The organism is Gordonia sp. PDNC005 (assembly GCF_016919385.1).
Classification (GTDB): Bacteria; Actinomycetota; Actinomycetes; order Mycobacteriales; family Mycobacteriaceae; genus Gordonia.
Map to the genome: position 1 here is coordinate 4,102,667 of NZ_CP070351.1, position 13,694 is coordinate 4,116,360.

Annotated in this window: 10 protein-coding genes; 6 read left to right on the forward strand and 4 right to left on the reverse strand. The window is 65.4% G+C overall.

The window, feature by feature from the left end:
- Positions 1-4: 4 nt before the first annotated feature.
- Together JVX90_RS19750 and JVX90_RS19755 are read left to right on the forward strand one after the other, a co-directional pair.
- Positions 5-2,554 carry an ABC transporter permease gene (locus JVX90_RS19750; protein WP_205332512.1) on the forward strand — a complete coding sequence of 850 codons (2,550 nt, stop codon included), beginning with the start codon at positions 5-7 and terminating at the stop codon, positions 2,552-2,554.
- Positions 2,551-3,042, forward strand: coding sequence for a hypothetical protein (locus JVX90_RS19755; RefSeq protein ID WP_205330346.1), 492 nt, complete (start codon positions 2,551-2,553; stop codon positions 3,040-3,042). Before JVX90_RS19750 ends, JVX90_RS19755 begins: the two co-directional genes overlap by 4 nt.
- A gap of 41 nt (positions 3,043-3,083) precedes the next feature.
- Here the strand turns inward: JVX90_RS19755 and JVX90_RS19760 are convergent, their stop codons facing one another.
- Positions 3,084-3,830 carry a class I SAM-dependent methyltransferase gene (locus tag JVX90_RS19760; RefSeq protein ID WP_205330347.1) on the reverse strand — a complete coding sequence of 249 codons (747 nt, stop codon included), beginning with the start codon at positions 3,828-3,830 and terminating at the stop codon, positions 3,084-3,086.
- Between the two features lie 47 nt (positions 3,831-3,877).
- Here JVX90_RS19760 and JVX90_RS19765 point away from each other — a divergent pair, with 47 nt between their 5' ends.
- Positions 3,878-5,005, forward strand: coding sequence for a glycosyltransferase family 4 protein (locus JVX90_RS19765; protein ID WP_205330348.1), 1,128 nt, complete (start codon positions 3,878-3,880; stop codon positions 5,003-5,005).
- Here JVX90_RS19765 and JVX90_RS19770 read toward each other — a convergent pair.
- A complete protein-coding gene (locus JVX90_RS19770; RefSeq protein WP_205330349.1) occupies positions 4,948-6,633 on the reverse strand; it encodes a hypothetical protein in 1,686 nt (561 codons plus the stop codon). The genes JVX90_RS19765 and JVX90_RS19770 overlap by 58 nt on opposite strands.
- A gap of 3 nt (positions 6,634-6,636) precedes the next feature.
- Positions 6,637-7,551: a CoA ester lyase gene (locus tag JVX90_RS19775; protein ID WP_205330350.1), complete on the reverse strand. Its 915-nt coding sequence runs from the start codon at positions 7,549-7,551 to the stop codon at positions 6,637-6,639.
- Between the two features lie 51 nt (positions 7,552-7,602).
- On the opposite strand from JVX90_RS19775, the gene JVX90_RS19780 reads away from it, so the two are divergent.
- From JVX90_RS19780 to JVX90_RS19790, 3 genes are all read left to right on the forward strand, one after another.
- Positions 7,603-8,799: a polysaccharide biosynthesis protein gene (locus JVX90_RS19780; RefSeq protein WP_240193972.1), complete on the forward strand. Its 1,197-nt coding sequence runs from the start codon at positions 7,603-7,605 to the stop codon at positions 8,797-8,799.
- A 1,482-nt stretch (positions 8,800-10,281) separates the two neighbouring features.
- On the forward strand, positions 10,282-10,599 hold the full coding sequence (locus tag JVX90_RS19785; RefSeq protein WP_205330351.1) for a hypothetical protein: 318 nt from the start codon (positions 10,282-10,284) through the stop codon (positions 10,597-10,599).
- 1,143 nt (positions 10,600-11,742) lie between these two features.
- Positions 11,743-12,414 (forward strand): hypothetical protein, encoded by a 672-nt coding sequence (locus JVX90_RS19790; RefSeq protein WP_205330352.1) that lies wholly within the window; start codon positions 11,743-11,745, stop codon positions 12,412-12,414.
- 200 nt (positions 12,415-12,614) lie between these two features.
- Here JVX90_RS19790 and JVX90_RS19795 read toward each other — a convergent pair whose 3' ends face one another.
- Positions 12,615-13,688 carry a porin PorA family protein gene (locus tag JVX90_RS19795; RefSeq protein WP_205330353.1) on the reverse strand — a complete coding sequence of 358 codons (1,074 nt, stop codon included), beginning with the start codon at positions 13,686-13,688 and terminating at the stop codon, positions 12,615-12,617.
- Positions 13,689-13,694 lie beyond the last annotated feature (6 nt).

Here is a 13,694-nt window from a genome sequence, read left to right on the forward strand (position 1 = left end):
GGTGATGCGCAAGGTCTCCACCCGGAGTCTCGCCTCCCACAAGCTGCGCCTGGTTCTCACCGTGTTCTCGGTGGTCCTGGGGACGAGTTTCGTCGCCGCAGCCGTCATCTTCACCTCGACCGTCTCCAACGCGTTCAACGCGATCTTCGACAACGTGGCACAGGGGGTGTCCGTCGAGGTCACGGCGGCCGAACCCGACGCTCCCGGTGTGCCTGTGGAACTGGTGCAGAAACTTCGGGACTCCAAGAACGAACTCGGCATCGATCGGCTCGTCGAGAATTTCGGCGGTCCCGTGACTGTCGCCGACTCCAGTGGCAAGGCCATTCAGACCGGCGGAGCTCCGAGCGTCGCGTCCGCCTTCATCCCGCAAGGGGAGGGCATCGGCGATCCGATGACTCTCGTCGACGGTCGCGCGCCCGCGTCGGAGAACGAGATCACCATCAACCGGGACGCGGCCGACAAGGCCGGCCTGCACGTCGGATCGACGACGAAGGTGGTTCTCGGAACAGGTGTGTCGGACCCGATCGATGTGACGATCGTCGGACTCACTGATCTGCCGACGTCTACCGGCGGATACGTCGGCATTCAGTTCGACCAGCAGACGGCCGAAGACTACTTCTCCGACGGCGACTACATCGGCGTCGTCGACATGACGGCGGTTCCGGGGGTCTCCGACATCCAGCTCCGCGACCGCGTCCACACTGCACTCGGCGATGCGAAGAGCGTCGACGAGCTGTACAAGGTGCGCACCGGTGACCAGGTCCGAGCCGATCAGAAGGAGGAGATCAGCCAGTTCCTGACGATCTTCCGCTACATCCTCCTCGCTTTCGCAGGCATCGGACTGCTCGTCGGCACGTTCATCATCTACAACACCTTCTCGATGATCGTCGCGCAGCGGAACCGTGAGCTCGCACTGCTCCGCGCGATCGGTGCCAGCCGCAAGGACGTGTCGCGGTCGGTCCTCACCGAAGCGCTTCTCGTCGGCGTGCTGGGCGGCGCGATCGGTCTCGGTCTCGGTGCGGCCATCGCGGCGGGCATGCTGGCCTTCACGAAGTCGCAGGGGTTGCCGTCCAACGGCATCGAAGTCGGGCTATCGGCGATCGCCTCCGCAGTGTTCGTCGGCATCATCGTCACAATGCTGAGCGCGTGGATCCCGGCCCGTCGTGCGTCTCGGATTCCTCCGGTCGAGGCGATGCGTGAGAGCACTGTCGAACCAGGCGCGGGTTCACTCCGCAGGCGCACCCTCACCGGCGCCGTCCTCGGCGTCCTCGCAGTCGCAGCACTGGTCGTCGGCGGCCTCGGTGAAGGCTCCGGACCCGCCCTGATCGTCGCGGTGGGAGCAGTCCTCGCGATCGTCGCCGTTGTGCTCGCTGCGCCGGCACTGTCGCAGCCGTTCGTGGGCGCGCTCGGCGGGGTGTTCCAGAAGTCGTTCGGCACTGTCGGACGACTCGCCCGCACCAATGCCGTCCGCAACCCGCGGCGCAGTGCGGCGACGGCGTTCGCTCTCACCCTGGGGCTCATGCTCGTTGTTGTCATCGGCACTCTCGGCTCATCGTTCAAGGGAACGATCAACTCCGCAGTCGACAAGGGAGTGAAGGCGGACTTCATCATCACCGGAACGAACGGTGGGCAGATGCCGCTCGGCTTGGCCGACGCCGTCCGCAAGGCTCCCGATGCGCAGACTGTCGTCAGCCAGGCGATCGCGATCGCCAAGCTCGACGGCAAGAATCTGTGGATGACTGCTCCTCTCGGCGGCAAGCTGTCCGACGTCGCCGTCGTCACGCCTGTCGAGGGTGTGGTGGACGTGCCGGCCGACGGCATGGCCGTCGACCAGCCCACCGCGCGTGAGCAGGGTTGGAAGATCGGTGAGGAAGTGAAGCTCACGTCCCTGACCGGCACAGAGGTGACAGTGCCGATCGTGGGGATCTACGAACCGACGGATATCGCCGGACCGCGACTCATCGGGCAGAACGTCTACGACAAGCTGGTTCCCAGCGAGGCCATGCGCGTCGCGCAGCCCGTCTGGGTCAAAGGCAGGGCCGGGGTTGATGCCGATGTTCTCCGCAGCCAGCTCGAGGATGTGACGGCACCGTACCTGATCGCGCAGATCCAGGACCGCGAGCAGTTCAAGAGCTCGATCTCGTCGCAGATCGATCAGATGATGATCACGCTGTACGCGCTCCTCGGCTTGTCGCTGGTGATCGCGGTCCTCGGCATCATCAACACGCTTGCCCTGTCGGTCGTCGAACGCAAACGTGAGATCGGCATGCTCCGCGCGATCGGCATGGCCCGACCGCAGGTCCGGCGCTCGATCTATCTCGAGTCCACATACATAGCGGTGTTCGGTGCGCTCCTCGGAGCCGTCCTCGGACTCGCCATCGGCGTGCCGCTGGTCCGGACCCTCGCGTACTGGGGCCTTGAAGGGGTGGTCATACCGTGGTCGCTCATCGGGGGGACCCTGGTCGGAGCGGCTGTCGTCGGTGTCATCGCGGCATTGTGGCCGGCCGTGACCGCGGCCCGGACCAGACCGCTGGAGGCTATCGTCGAAGGATGAGCAACGGGAAGAACACCGGCCGGACAGTTGTCCTGTCCCTGGTGGTGGCGCTCTCCCTCGTGGTTCTGATCGTCGTGGCGGTACTGGTGTTCGGTGGCGAATCGTCGCCGGACAACGGTGCCGCCACGACGACGGTCGCGCCCTCCTCCACGACGTCGTCGACCACTGCGTCGACACCCACCACCACGCCGACGCCGACGAGCACGCACACGCGGCCCACCGGAGAACCGGGCACGGTGACCTACCAGCTGACGGGGAGCGGCGACGTTGTCGGCGTGTCGTACCGCAGCGGTTCCACGATGCGGGTCGTCGCCATCACCGGGACTCCGTGGCAGCAGAAGACGACCGTCACCGACCGGCGTGCGCGGCTGACAGGCATCGTGATCCGCGGCCCGATCACTTGCACGATCATGCAGGGCGAGGAACTCCTGTCGTCGTCCACGTCGTCGGGCGGGCCCATCTCCTGCGGTGCGACGCTCCCGAGGTGACGTGTTTCCTGCTCGCTGAGAGAGCGTAGCGAGTCGAAGCGTCAGTGCCGGTGAAGCACGAGGACGAGATTCGTGGCCGCGAATTCGCGTAGACCGGGGACTTTCACCACGGGCCACGCCCAGCGCGGGAGGTAGCGCGGGAACGCCGCCTGGAGGGTGGCGGCGGGGGTCTTTCGAGCCCACCGCAGACCCGCCGCAGCAGTGATCGGGAAGAGGGACTCCCCGAACAGGTTCTTCGGCGGGTGCCCGTGCCGATCTGTGTACCATTGCGCGGCTCGGTGACCGCCCGCATAGTGCGTCAAGCCCATCTCGTGGCCGCCGAACGGCCCCCACCAGAGGGTGTAGCTCAGCACCACGGTGCCGCCGGGCCGAGTCACTCGGACCATCTCGTCGGCCATCTCCCATGGTGTTGCAGTGTGCTCGGCGACGTTCGACGAGTAGCAGACGTCTACGCTGCCGCTCCGGAACGGGAGATGCTGGCCCTGCGCACGGACCGCGGTCCGGTGGTCCATCCCGGCGGCGTGCATCTCACCCGCATCCGGTTCCACCGACAGATAGTCGGCGCCGCGGGCGGTGAACGCGTCGGCGAAGAACCCCGGACCGCCTCCGACGTCGAGGACCGCGGCGCCCTCCAACGGTGTGCTGTGCAGGTCGGCGATCATCGTTGCGGTGTCGTCGGCGAGGGCGCTGTAGAAGCGATCCGGGTCGGGTTGCTCGTAGCCGAACTCCCGGAACAGTCGTCGCGAGCGGGCCAGGGTGGCTCGGCGGGCGAAGCTGGACGCGGTCATCGGCCCAGCGTAGGGGATATGCCGGGACGTCGCATATCCTGGATCGAGTGAATCCCCCGGTCGACGTCCTGCTCCTCTGTTGGCGCGACACCGGTCACCCGCAAGGCGGCGGCAGCGAGCGCTATCTGGAGCGGGTCGGCGCCGAACTGGCCCGCCGGGGATCCCGCGTAACCCTCATCACCGCCCGCTATCGGGGCGCTCCTCGTCGGCAGATGTCAGACGGGATACGTGTGCTGCGCGGCGGCGGTCGTCTGACGGTGTACCTCCGGGCGGCGTTGACGCTCGGCGCGGCACGCGTCGGACGTGGGCGGCTCGCGGGCTATCGGCCGGATGTCGTCGTCGACACACAGAACGGTGTCCCGTTCTTCGCATCGGCCGTGACCGGGTCGCCGACAGTCGTCCTCGTCCATCACTGCCACCGAGAGCAGTGGCCCGTCGCCGGTCCGGTGCTCTCGCGGATCGGCTGGTTCGTGGAGTCTCGGTTGTCGCCTCGGGTGCACCGTCGGAACAGATATGTGACGGTGTCCGAGCCGTCGGCCGCGGAACTCGTCGACCTCGGCGTCGATCGGGACCGGATCACCGTGGTCCGCAACGGCGTGGACCCGGTGCCGCGGGGAGTGCCCGCGCGTGTGGAACATGCCCGACGCAGGCTGATCGTCGTCTCCAGGCTGGTCCCGCACAAGCAGGTGGAGGACGCCCTGACCGCGGTCGCACGCCTCCGCGATCATGGGGTCGACGTGCACCTCGACGTGGTCGGCGGGGGATGGTGGGCCGATGAGCTGCGGGATGCGGCAGCCGGACTGGGCATCAACGACCGTGTCGTCTTCCACGGTCACGTCGACGACGTCCGAAAGCACGAACTGCTCGCGTCCGCCGACCTCCATCTGATGCCATCACGAAAGGAAGGCTGGGGTCTCGCAGTGATCGAAGCCGCCCAACACGGGGTCCCGACCGTCGGATATAGAAGTTCGGCGGGTCTGACCGACTCCGTCGTCGACGAGGTGACCGGTGTGCTCGTCGACGACGTCGACGATCTCGTCGACACGGTGGCTGCGCTGGTGGACGATCCGCAGAGACTGGCGACGCTGGGCGACGCCGCGCGAGTGAGGTCGCAGGACTACTCGTGGTCGCTCGCGGCCGACGGTTTCGCCGACGTCTTCCGCAGCCTGCGCTGAACGGCCCCGACCAGACCCACGACGGTTCCGACGATCAGAGCCGCGAACCACGCCGCCGTCGCCGTGATCGCCGCTGTCCACGCTGCCGCGCTCGGGGCAGGCGCGGGGACGGCGTCGGGAATCCGGAACAACCGGAGATGTTCGCCGTGAAACATCTCGTCAGAGGGTGAGAGCCCCGGCGGCGGATCGGACTCCTCGACAATCACCCAGCCGACTCCGAGCGCGGCGAGGCGCGCAGTGTCGCCTGCGGTGAGTGAGGCGATGACATCGGCGTCTCGTCCGGTCGGTGCGTCGAGAGTGTTCCCGTCGACGACGAGTCCGGCACCGGAGACGATCGGTGCGTCGACCATCCGGGGAAGTGGGCTCAGTGATGGTCCATTCGTCCAGGTCAGAGTCCTGACGCTGGACGTCGGCCACAGGGCCACTGTGCGGCCGTCGGAGCCGATCGTCGCGGTCACCGCCGCGTAGTCGGATGGAATCGTGACGGGGCGGATCGCGCCGCCCACTCCCCACGCGAGGTCCGGCAGGGGAGCGATCACGAGGAGCGCAACCGCGGACACGGCGAACCCGGCGGGGACCAGCCGTCGAAGGCGGGCGACCGCCGCGGCGGCCGCGATCGCGACGAACGGAACCGCGAGCACGAGATACTTCTGGGTGTCGCGTAGCAGTCCGGCACCGGGAATGTGCGTGAGGGCGGCATCCATGAGGTCGACGCCCGGACCGGTCGCCGCGAGTGAAACAAGCACAACCGTCACCGCCGCGAGCATCGCGAGGGCACGGACGACAGGGTCTGTGCTTCGCCGCAGCAGTTCCACGCAACCCACGACGACAACACCCACGAAGGCCGCGGTGGCGACGGCGGCCCACCAGGACGTTCGACTGGCGGGCACGGCGTCGGCATTCCAGATGCCGCCCAGTCCCAGCGTCGTGCCGAACGAACCGAGCCAGGGTTCCGCCCGCACAGCGAACGCCCCTGCGCCGCCCGACCTGGCCGACGCTGACGAGACGACGGCCCCGACAAGCCACGGCGATGCGGTCAAAAGCCAACCCGCGAGCAGCAGGGCCGCGGGTCGGCGGGGGAGCCGGACCGCGACCATGACGACAACGGTGACGATCAGGGCGAGGACAGAGCCGGTCGGGGTGAACCCCGCGGCGGCGAAGAGGGCGATGCAGTTCGCCAACCCTCGGCGACCGGGGCTGGATGCGTAGGACAGCACGGCCAGAACTATCGGGGCAAGTGCGGCGTAACCGATCAGCAGGCTCCACTGTCCTTGGAGGAGACGTTCGGCGACGAACGGGTTCCAGATCGCCACGACCGCGGCAGCCGCCGAGCCCGCGGCGCCCGCGGCCGGCACGAGTCGTCGCGCGAGCCTGCCGTATCCGACGCCGGCGCCGAACAACGCCGCGGCGGTGAGCAGGGCGACCAGCCAGCCGCCGTCGACCACACGCGACGCAACACCGAGGACAGCGTCCTGCGGAACCGCCCGCGGCGCGGAGCCGTCGATGCCGAACGCGGACGGGGTCAGCGCGAATCGTGGAACCGCGACCGCGTCACGGTAGATCAGGTGCCCGCCGAGGAGCGGCGCGCAGATCAGTGCCGTGAGCAGGCCGCTGACCGCGAAGAGCACAGGTCAGAAGTGGTAGGTGTCTGTCGGTGCGGGGGAATGATCCGAGATTCCGTAGTCGTTCGGCACGATCTGGTAAGCGCGTGCCAGGTCGAGGATCTTCGTCGCGCGTGCGATGCGCGGCAGGTCCGAACCATTGCGGATCTCACCGCCGTCGGCCTGGAACTCGGTGAAGAACTCTCGTGCCCAATTGATGTCGTCCAACGACGGCGACAGGCCCTCGTTGACTGCCGCACACTGGTCGGGGGTGAGGCAGATCTTGCCGGTCATGCCGAATTCGGAGCTCACCGCGGTGGCGTCACTCAGCTTGTGCGGGTTGGAACCCACGGTCGGGCCGTCGATGGCCGACGGCAGGTTCGCGGCCTTCGCTGCGATCGTGAATCGTGAACGCGCGTAGGCGAGGGTCATCGGGCTCTCGCCGAAGCCGGTGTCGCGGCGGAAGTCGCCGATGCCGAACGCCAGGCGGAACGTGCCCTTGGCCGACGCGATCTCGGTGATCCGCTCCAGGCCACGTGCGGTCTCGACCAGTGCGACGACGGGGACGTTCGGCAGCCGCTTCGCCGTCTCCGTCACGTGATCGACGGACTCGACCATCGCCAGCATCACACCGCCGATCGACGTCGGCGCCAGTGCCTCGATGTCGGCGGCCCACCACGGGGTGCCGAATCCGTTGATGCGGACCCAGTCCGAATGGCCGTCCTCCATCCAGCGCACGACGTTCGCGCGGGCGCTGTCCTTGTCCTTCGGTGCCACCGCGTCCTCGATGTCCAGGACGACGATGTCGGCCCGCGAGCGAGCCGCGGCCTCGAATCGATCGTGCTGGGCGCCGTTCACGAGCAGCCAGCTGCGCGCCAGTACCGGATCGATCCGGGATCCGACGTCGGCGGGATCGGGCTCGTGGAAAGGTTCGGTGTCGTACATCGAGGTGAAACGCCTACTCGCTAGCAGTGAAGATCGGGGTCGATACAGTCGATGAAGTCTACCCTCAGCCCGCCCGGCACACTGGTGGGCATGGTGCGGGCGGTCGGGGCGGTGACAGCGGGGACGCTGCTCGCGAATCTCCTGGCCTACCTCGTGCAGGTGCCCGCGAGTCGCGCGCTCGGCACCGACGGTTTCGGCGAGTACTCGGTCCTGAGCGCGGCGATGCTGATTCTCTCGGTACCGGCGCTCGCTCTGCAGGCGATCGTCGCTCGCGAGGTTGTCGCCGGGACGTCTCGGCGACGGTTGCGGCGACTGATCAGAAGCGTCGCCGCGGCGGTCGCTACGGGGTCGGTCCTCGGCGTCGCCGTCATGATGCAACTCGCACACACGTCGCTCGCGTCGACCACCGCGGCCTTGCTGGCTGCGGCACCGCTCGCGGTCATCGCGGGAGGCCAGGGACTTCTGCAGGGGACCGGGCGGTTCGGGGCCCTCGGCGGCGTGCTTGCCGGAGTGGGCGTGCTGAGGACCGTGCCCGTGGTGGCGGCCGTGTACGGAGGCCTCGGCCCGACCGGAGCACTCGCCGCCGGAACCGCGGGAACCGCGGTGGCCGCCGCGATGGTCGCCGGCGTCGCCGCACGAGACGGGTACCGCTCCGACACGTCGGACCGGGCCCGAGTGTCGCTCACCGACGTGTTGGCCGCGTCCGGAGTCCAATTCGTCATGATCGTCGCCGTGTCCGTCGACCTGTTGCTGTCACGCGCGGTGCTCTCCCCGTCGGACGCGGGCGTCTACGCGCTCGGCGCGGTCGCGACAAAGGCGGCGTTCTGGCTGCCCCAGGCGATCGGGGTGGTGGTGTATCCGCGGCTCGCCGATCCGATTCGCTCGTCCGACGCCCTGCGCCGGGCGCTCGTCGTCCTCGCCTGCATCGGAGTATGTGTCATCGGCGGCGCGGCGCTCGCCGGTCCTCTCGTCCCCACGATCGTCTCCGACGACTTCCGGTCGGTGTCGACACTCATGTGGCTGTTCGCCCTCACCGGAGCTCTGCTCGCGGTCCTCCAACTGATGTTGCTTGCGGCGATCGCCCGCAACCGTGCGCGCGGCGCGTTGCCCGCATTCTGCGTCCTCGTCGTCGAAGTGATCCTCATCGTGACCGTCGCCGACTCGGTCACCACGCTTGCAGTGATCGCCGCATTCTCCGCGGCGGCCGCGGTCGCAGTCACCGGCGTGTGGCTCCGCTTCGCGGTGTAGCGCCTTCACGGCTTCCCGCGTCATCCAGCCATTGCTAGCTTTCGATTGGTCGTGCGTCTGGCACTCGCGGGCGAGCACTTTAGTTGCCGCACAACGTGGTGGGCGTCCCCGTGGGAAGGAGTGGGCTGCTTCCAGTGCCGAGTTCGCTTGATGATTGCCAAGGCGGATTGTGCCTGCTACGGTCGATCGAATTATTCGGATAGGCAACCATCTAGAATCGGATACATTCGGCAGTATGTAGCCGGTAGTGGTTCTCGCGGTTTGCCGTGACGTTCGGGAGAAGTGCTGTGCGGTTGGTGGTTGCGGCGTTGGCCGCGATGGCCGCTTTGGTAGTAGCGCGACGAATGACGACCTTCGTATTGATTCAAGGTCATGACAAGCGTGCGACACGCGCGGGATGGACGACGCGCACCTGGCCGCGCTTGAAAACCATTTCGTTCCACCATCGAGCCCGGAGGCGATCGCATCCTACTGGGGCGATCGCCTTCCGCCTGGTCATGTTCGATCTCTATGGTTAGATGTCGACGGGATCGATCTATGCTACCGCGTAGGGATGTATGGGCTTAGAATATTCGGGACAAGAGACGGTCGTTCTGCAACCTTGGGGGCGTCAGACGATGGCAATGAGCTACTCGAATCGGACATTGTCGGTTCGTCTCAAGGGTGCGGCGAATTGCTTCCCTACAACCCTTCGGACGGTTGGATCGCTTCAACAGGAGTCGAGACTCGCGACGAATGGCTACGTCTCGGTTTCGGTCTGAACGAGTTTCTTGCCGCTTTTCGCGACGAAGGAACCGAGGGGCCCTGACGCAACTCGTTTGTTGACGCCGAAGGGCGATAGAGAAAAATGCGACCTTTTCGCAGATTGGATCCGGCACTTTGGCGTCAAGTAGTAGCACTTCAGTGTCGCGCATTATTGCGTCTTATCCCCGCGGGGTTGAACACGAATTGGTCGAAGGCCATCCCTACTTTGCAGTGACTCGCACTGATCCTCCAATGGGGAGTAGTGAAATTCAGCGAATCTGGGGTGATCGTCACGTTCCGCCGCAGCTAATTGGGCTATGGACGACAGTTGCCAGCCGTATCTACTTGCTCTATTCGGAAGGTTCCAACGGGTTAGTTATCTACGACCCGACAACCAGCCTGGAGGAGACGCGGGCGCTTGAAAGCGACTACTGGATTGAGGATGATCGTTACCACGAAGCGGATGTGATAGTCGGAGACTTTCAGGGCTACGATTCGCGCTTGATCTTCTCGCCAGATGATGGATGGCTAATCTATAGTGCCATAGAAACCAGGGAATCGTGGTTGCGATTGGGGGGTGAACTAGACGAGTTCCTGATCTCTTTCCGTGATGCTGGCGGGACTGATGGTGACTGGGGTCGCCCGTTCTTCCGGGACTAATGTCTGCCCCCGGAGCCACTTCCGGAGGGCGCGCTTGATCGGCCGGCTGGAGGTCAACGACTGACCTTGAGTGAGTCGATGCAGACGCTGCTTGGCAATGGGCGTCTGGAGGGTCGTGTCCACGAGCGGATCGGCCAGGGCGGGACACGGAGCTACTACCTGCTCGACCGAGACGACAGTCGACAGTTGGTCGAACGTGCCGTGGCCGGTATCGGACACGCCGACATCACCAGCGAGACCGTGTTCGAACTCGACGACGGGACCGGCGTGACCGCCTCTGGCGACACCGCTGTGCAGGATGTGCGCGGTACGTGGTCGGTGTCGGGAACCAACGAGGCCGGGAACCCCCAGAGATCGGCGATAATCGACGGCAAGAAGGGCATCGTCACTCTTTAGCCGTATCCCAATGAACGCATTCGGAATACATCACCGGTGACGTTCCAGCCACAGTTCGTGATTTTGACGCCGACGACAAGCTCATCCGCGAACGGGTTCTCGACTCAGGCACGGTCTACGCCGACGACGGACTCATCTGGGACGTCGCCCTGACCTTCATCCCCGTCGGCGGATGGATAGGCAAGGGTGCCAAAGCACTCTGGTCGATCGCCGACCGCAACGACATGATCAGCGGCGACGGAGCAGACGCGGGCCCCAGCGGCGGGAAGCCTGATCCGTGCGAGCCACCGGCGATCCTACATTCAAACCGGGGCGGTCCAGCAGCGGTAGACAACCCAGCAGATGCGCTTAATCCGGGTGAACAACAGACGCTAAGCGACGCACTTCGGCCTGACGAATGGAGCACGTGTTTGTCCCAAAGCATAAGCTGGACTCTCTAGTCGAGCGAAGCGGCGGCGAGGAAGCCGCGATGCGCGAGATTGTCCGAAGCATCCAAGGTCCAGACCTACCGACCAGGAGACCATTTGAGGTGGAGCGGGCCATCGGCGGTGAGATGGTAGTAATTAGAGGTGCCGTGGTGAATGGCATCCCGAGAATCGGAACGGTGTTCATACGATGACGACAAAGATTTCTGAAGGCCAGCACGAAGCGCTCATGCTCTTGGCGCGCGTGCAATCTGATCCTGTGATATTGGCTCAAATGGAGCTAGTAACAACTTACGAAGGGCCGCCCACGATGGCTCGGCTTGATGTCTCGTCGTCAGGAATGGTTGGACAGAAGGGCGGACCTTGCCCTTCTGCGATTGCAGTTATTGACGATTCGGGTGAACTAGTCGGAGAACTTATACTGTGGATTGCGAATGGTAGAATTGAAACGGTTGAGCAAACCTGGTACTCGGCCGAAGTTCCGACGGAGCTACCTTCGCGGGAGTCGGTATCGACATATGCTGACCTGGGTTTCGGTCGTCGATAGGGATCGCAGTGTCCTTCCGCACTGTGAGCTCTGCATCCTGCGCGGGCTTGAACCCGGAGGGTGGGCAGCTTGATTCAACGAATCCCGTTCTGGCGGGAGATGCGTTCCACGCCGACCTAAGGAAGTTGCGGAGCAGTACCTTGAGTACCTCAGGGTACTGTGGACAGAAGCGTGGGGGATCCAGTGATAATCATATTTGAGCGCGGGCTGCAGAAGTACGCAATCGAATGGACGAGTGAGCCTCCAGCTTGGCCGAGGATTGGAGTAGAGCAGTGCTGGGGGGTTGATGCTGATCTTGAGCCCTCTCCCTTGGAGTCGGACTATGGAAGATCTGTCTGGTTAGAGATGTTTGTCCCTCAGGGTGGGACATACATGCACAGCTGCATGGGGCTGTCTATCCTTACGCAAGGGCAACCTGGGTTGGAAATGGCGACCACGTCAGCCGACGCCTACCTCTCAGATGGTGATTTCGCGGTTGAAAGTGTCATGGGGAAGAAGCCGATGTGGATGGGTCTTCCCGAGGATGTCGTGGATCTTGCAAAAGACCGCATCTTGTCGTGGATCAGCAAACGGGGGCAAGGGGAGCGGCTGAGGTCGTTCGGATGCGGCTTTGAAGTTCATGCGGCATCTCTTCGCGGTGTCGATTTCTCGGCACGAATTCTGTTGGCCGCAATGGACGTGCATTCTGACGATGAGCTGAGATCGGCAGACTGCATGTTGGAGGTTCTTGGTGACCGAACTACGGTCGTCGCGAGCGGAATGCGTAGTGACCCAGTGATACATGACCCCGGCCGCGGTCGTGCGCCGTTCGGCTTGAAGCGTCACGGGTTTGATAGAGGGTAGTTAACACGAGTGTGCGTCCCCGGTCCGCGAACGTGGTTCCACTCGTGCTGATCCACGCCGAGATGCCGCACAGCCGGGACGCGGTCGGGTCCGAGGCGACACGGCCGAACCGTCAGGGTGATCGCCGACGGTCGGTACTTCGGCAAGGCAGTCGTCGCCCGGTGACCAACCCACCGCGAGGCCGGTGAAGATCGTGCCAGTTAGCCCCGCGCCGAACGGCGACTGATCACCACGCCTGCGGCGATCGCGCCGACGCCGAGCACTCCGAGGACGGTGGGCAGGACGACGGTGACAATAGTGACCGGGCGCTGGCGGGCCGCAGCGGCGTCGGCCGCGTCGCGTCGGGACTGACGGTCGCCGATCAGCGTCGTCTCGATGTTGACCAACCGGAAGTCGCGCAGCTCGCGCGACCGGGCGGCGAGGGCGGGGATGAAACGGAACTCCTCGGAGATGTGGACACGCTCGTCGACGATCACGCCGGTCGCGACGTCGACATACAGGTCGCGCACCGAAGAATGATGCAGCGTGGCAGTCAGGGGTTCGTGGGGTGCGACCCCGCGGAACGTTCCGAACCACGACGCTGGACGGGTCACGACGGCGCGGGTGTCGAATCGCGACAGGTCGGTGTCGGAGACGGTCGCGGTGAAGTGCACGGTGTTGCGGCCGTCGACGGTCTCGGTGCCGGTCTCGGCAAGGAGGACCGATTGGCGAGTCGTCACGTCGAAGTATCGCGGGGAGGTGAGCTCGAAGTCGTACGGCAGCAGGTAGGTGAAACCCGTACGGTTGGGGATCGACACCGCGCCCTTCTTGTCGTCGAACTGGACTTCGGACGCGTCACCGGTCGGCAGGGCCGTCACCCGATCGATCGTGACCCTGTCGATCGTCGCCGCCAAGGTCTGTTCCGCGCAGACGTCCTTCGCCTTCACCGACTTCCCGTCGACGAGGTAGTGGTCGACGCCGAGCGATGTTCCCGCTTGCAGTGTCACCACGTCGGCGTCCGACGGGCGGACGGCGACGACCCGACGACGCTGCTGGACTTGTGCTTCGAGGACCCGCGCAGTGGGTCGGTCGAGAGAACATCGATCGAGGACTCGAGACCTGTCCGACCCGTCCCCCACCCAGGTGGTGTCGACGTCGAGGCCGACGGCGCGGAACCGGTCGCCGACGACCGGTCCCACCGCGATCGCCGCCGCCACCAGCAGCGCGCCGAGGAAGAACGCCGTCGGAGCCAGCAGGTCACGTGTCGTCCAGCGAGGCGTGGGGGTCTCGGCCATGCTCCA

Bases quoted from the DNA above. Each gene is read 5' to 3' on its own strand.
- JVX90_RS19750 (WP_205332512.1), top strand. From the start codon at position 5: ATGCGCAAGGTCTCCACCCGGAGTCTCGCCTCCCACAAGCTGCGCCTG.
- JVX90_RS19755 (WP_205330346.1), top strand. From the start codon at position 2,551: ATGAGCAACGGGAAGAACACCGGCCGGACAGTTGTCCTGTCCCTGGTG.
- JVX90_RS19760 (WP_205330347.1), bottom strand. From the start codon at position 3,830: ATGACCGCGTCCAGCTTCGCCCGCCGAGCCACCCTGGCCCGCTCGCGA.
- JVX90_RS19775 (WP_205330350.1), bottom strand. From the start codon at position 7,551: ATGTACGACACCGAACCTTTCCACGAGCCCGATCCCGCCGACGTCGGA.
- JVX90_RS19780 (WP_240193972.1), top strand. From the start codon at position 7,603: ATGAAGTCTACCCTCAGCCCGCCCGGCACACTGGTGGGCATGGTGCGG.
- JVX90_RS19785 (WP_205330351.1), top strand. From the start codon at position 10,282: ATGCAGACGCTGCTTGGCAATGGGCGTCTGGAGGGTCGTGTCCACGAG.
- JVX90_RS19795 (WP_205330353.1), bottom strand. From the start codon at position 13,688: ATGGCCGAGACCCCCACGCCTCGCTGGACGACACGTGACCTGCTGGCT.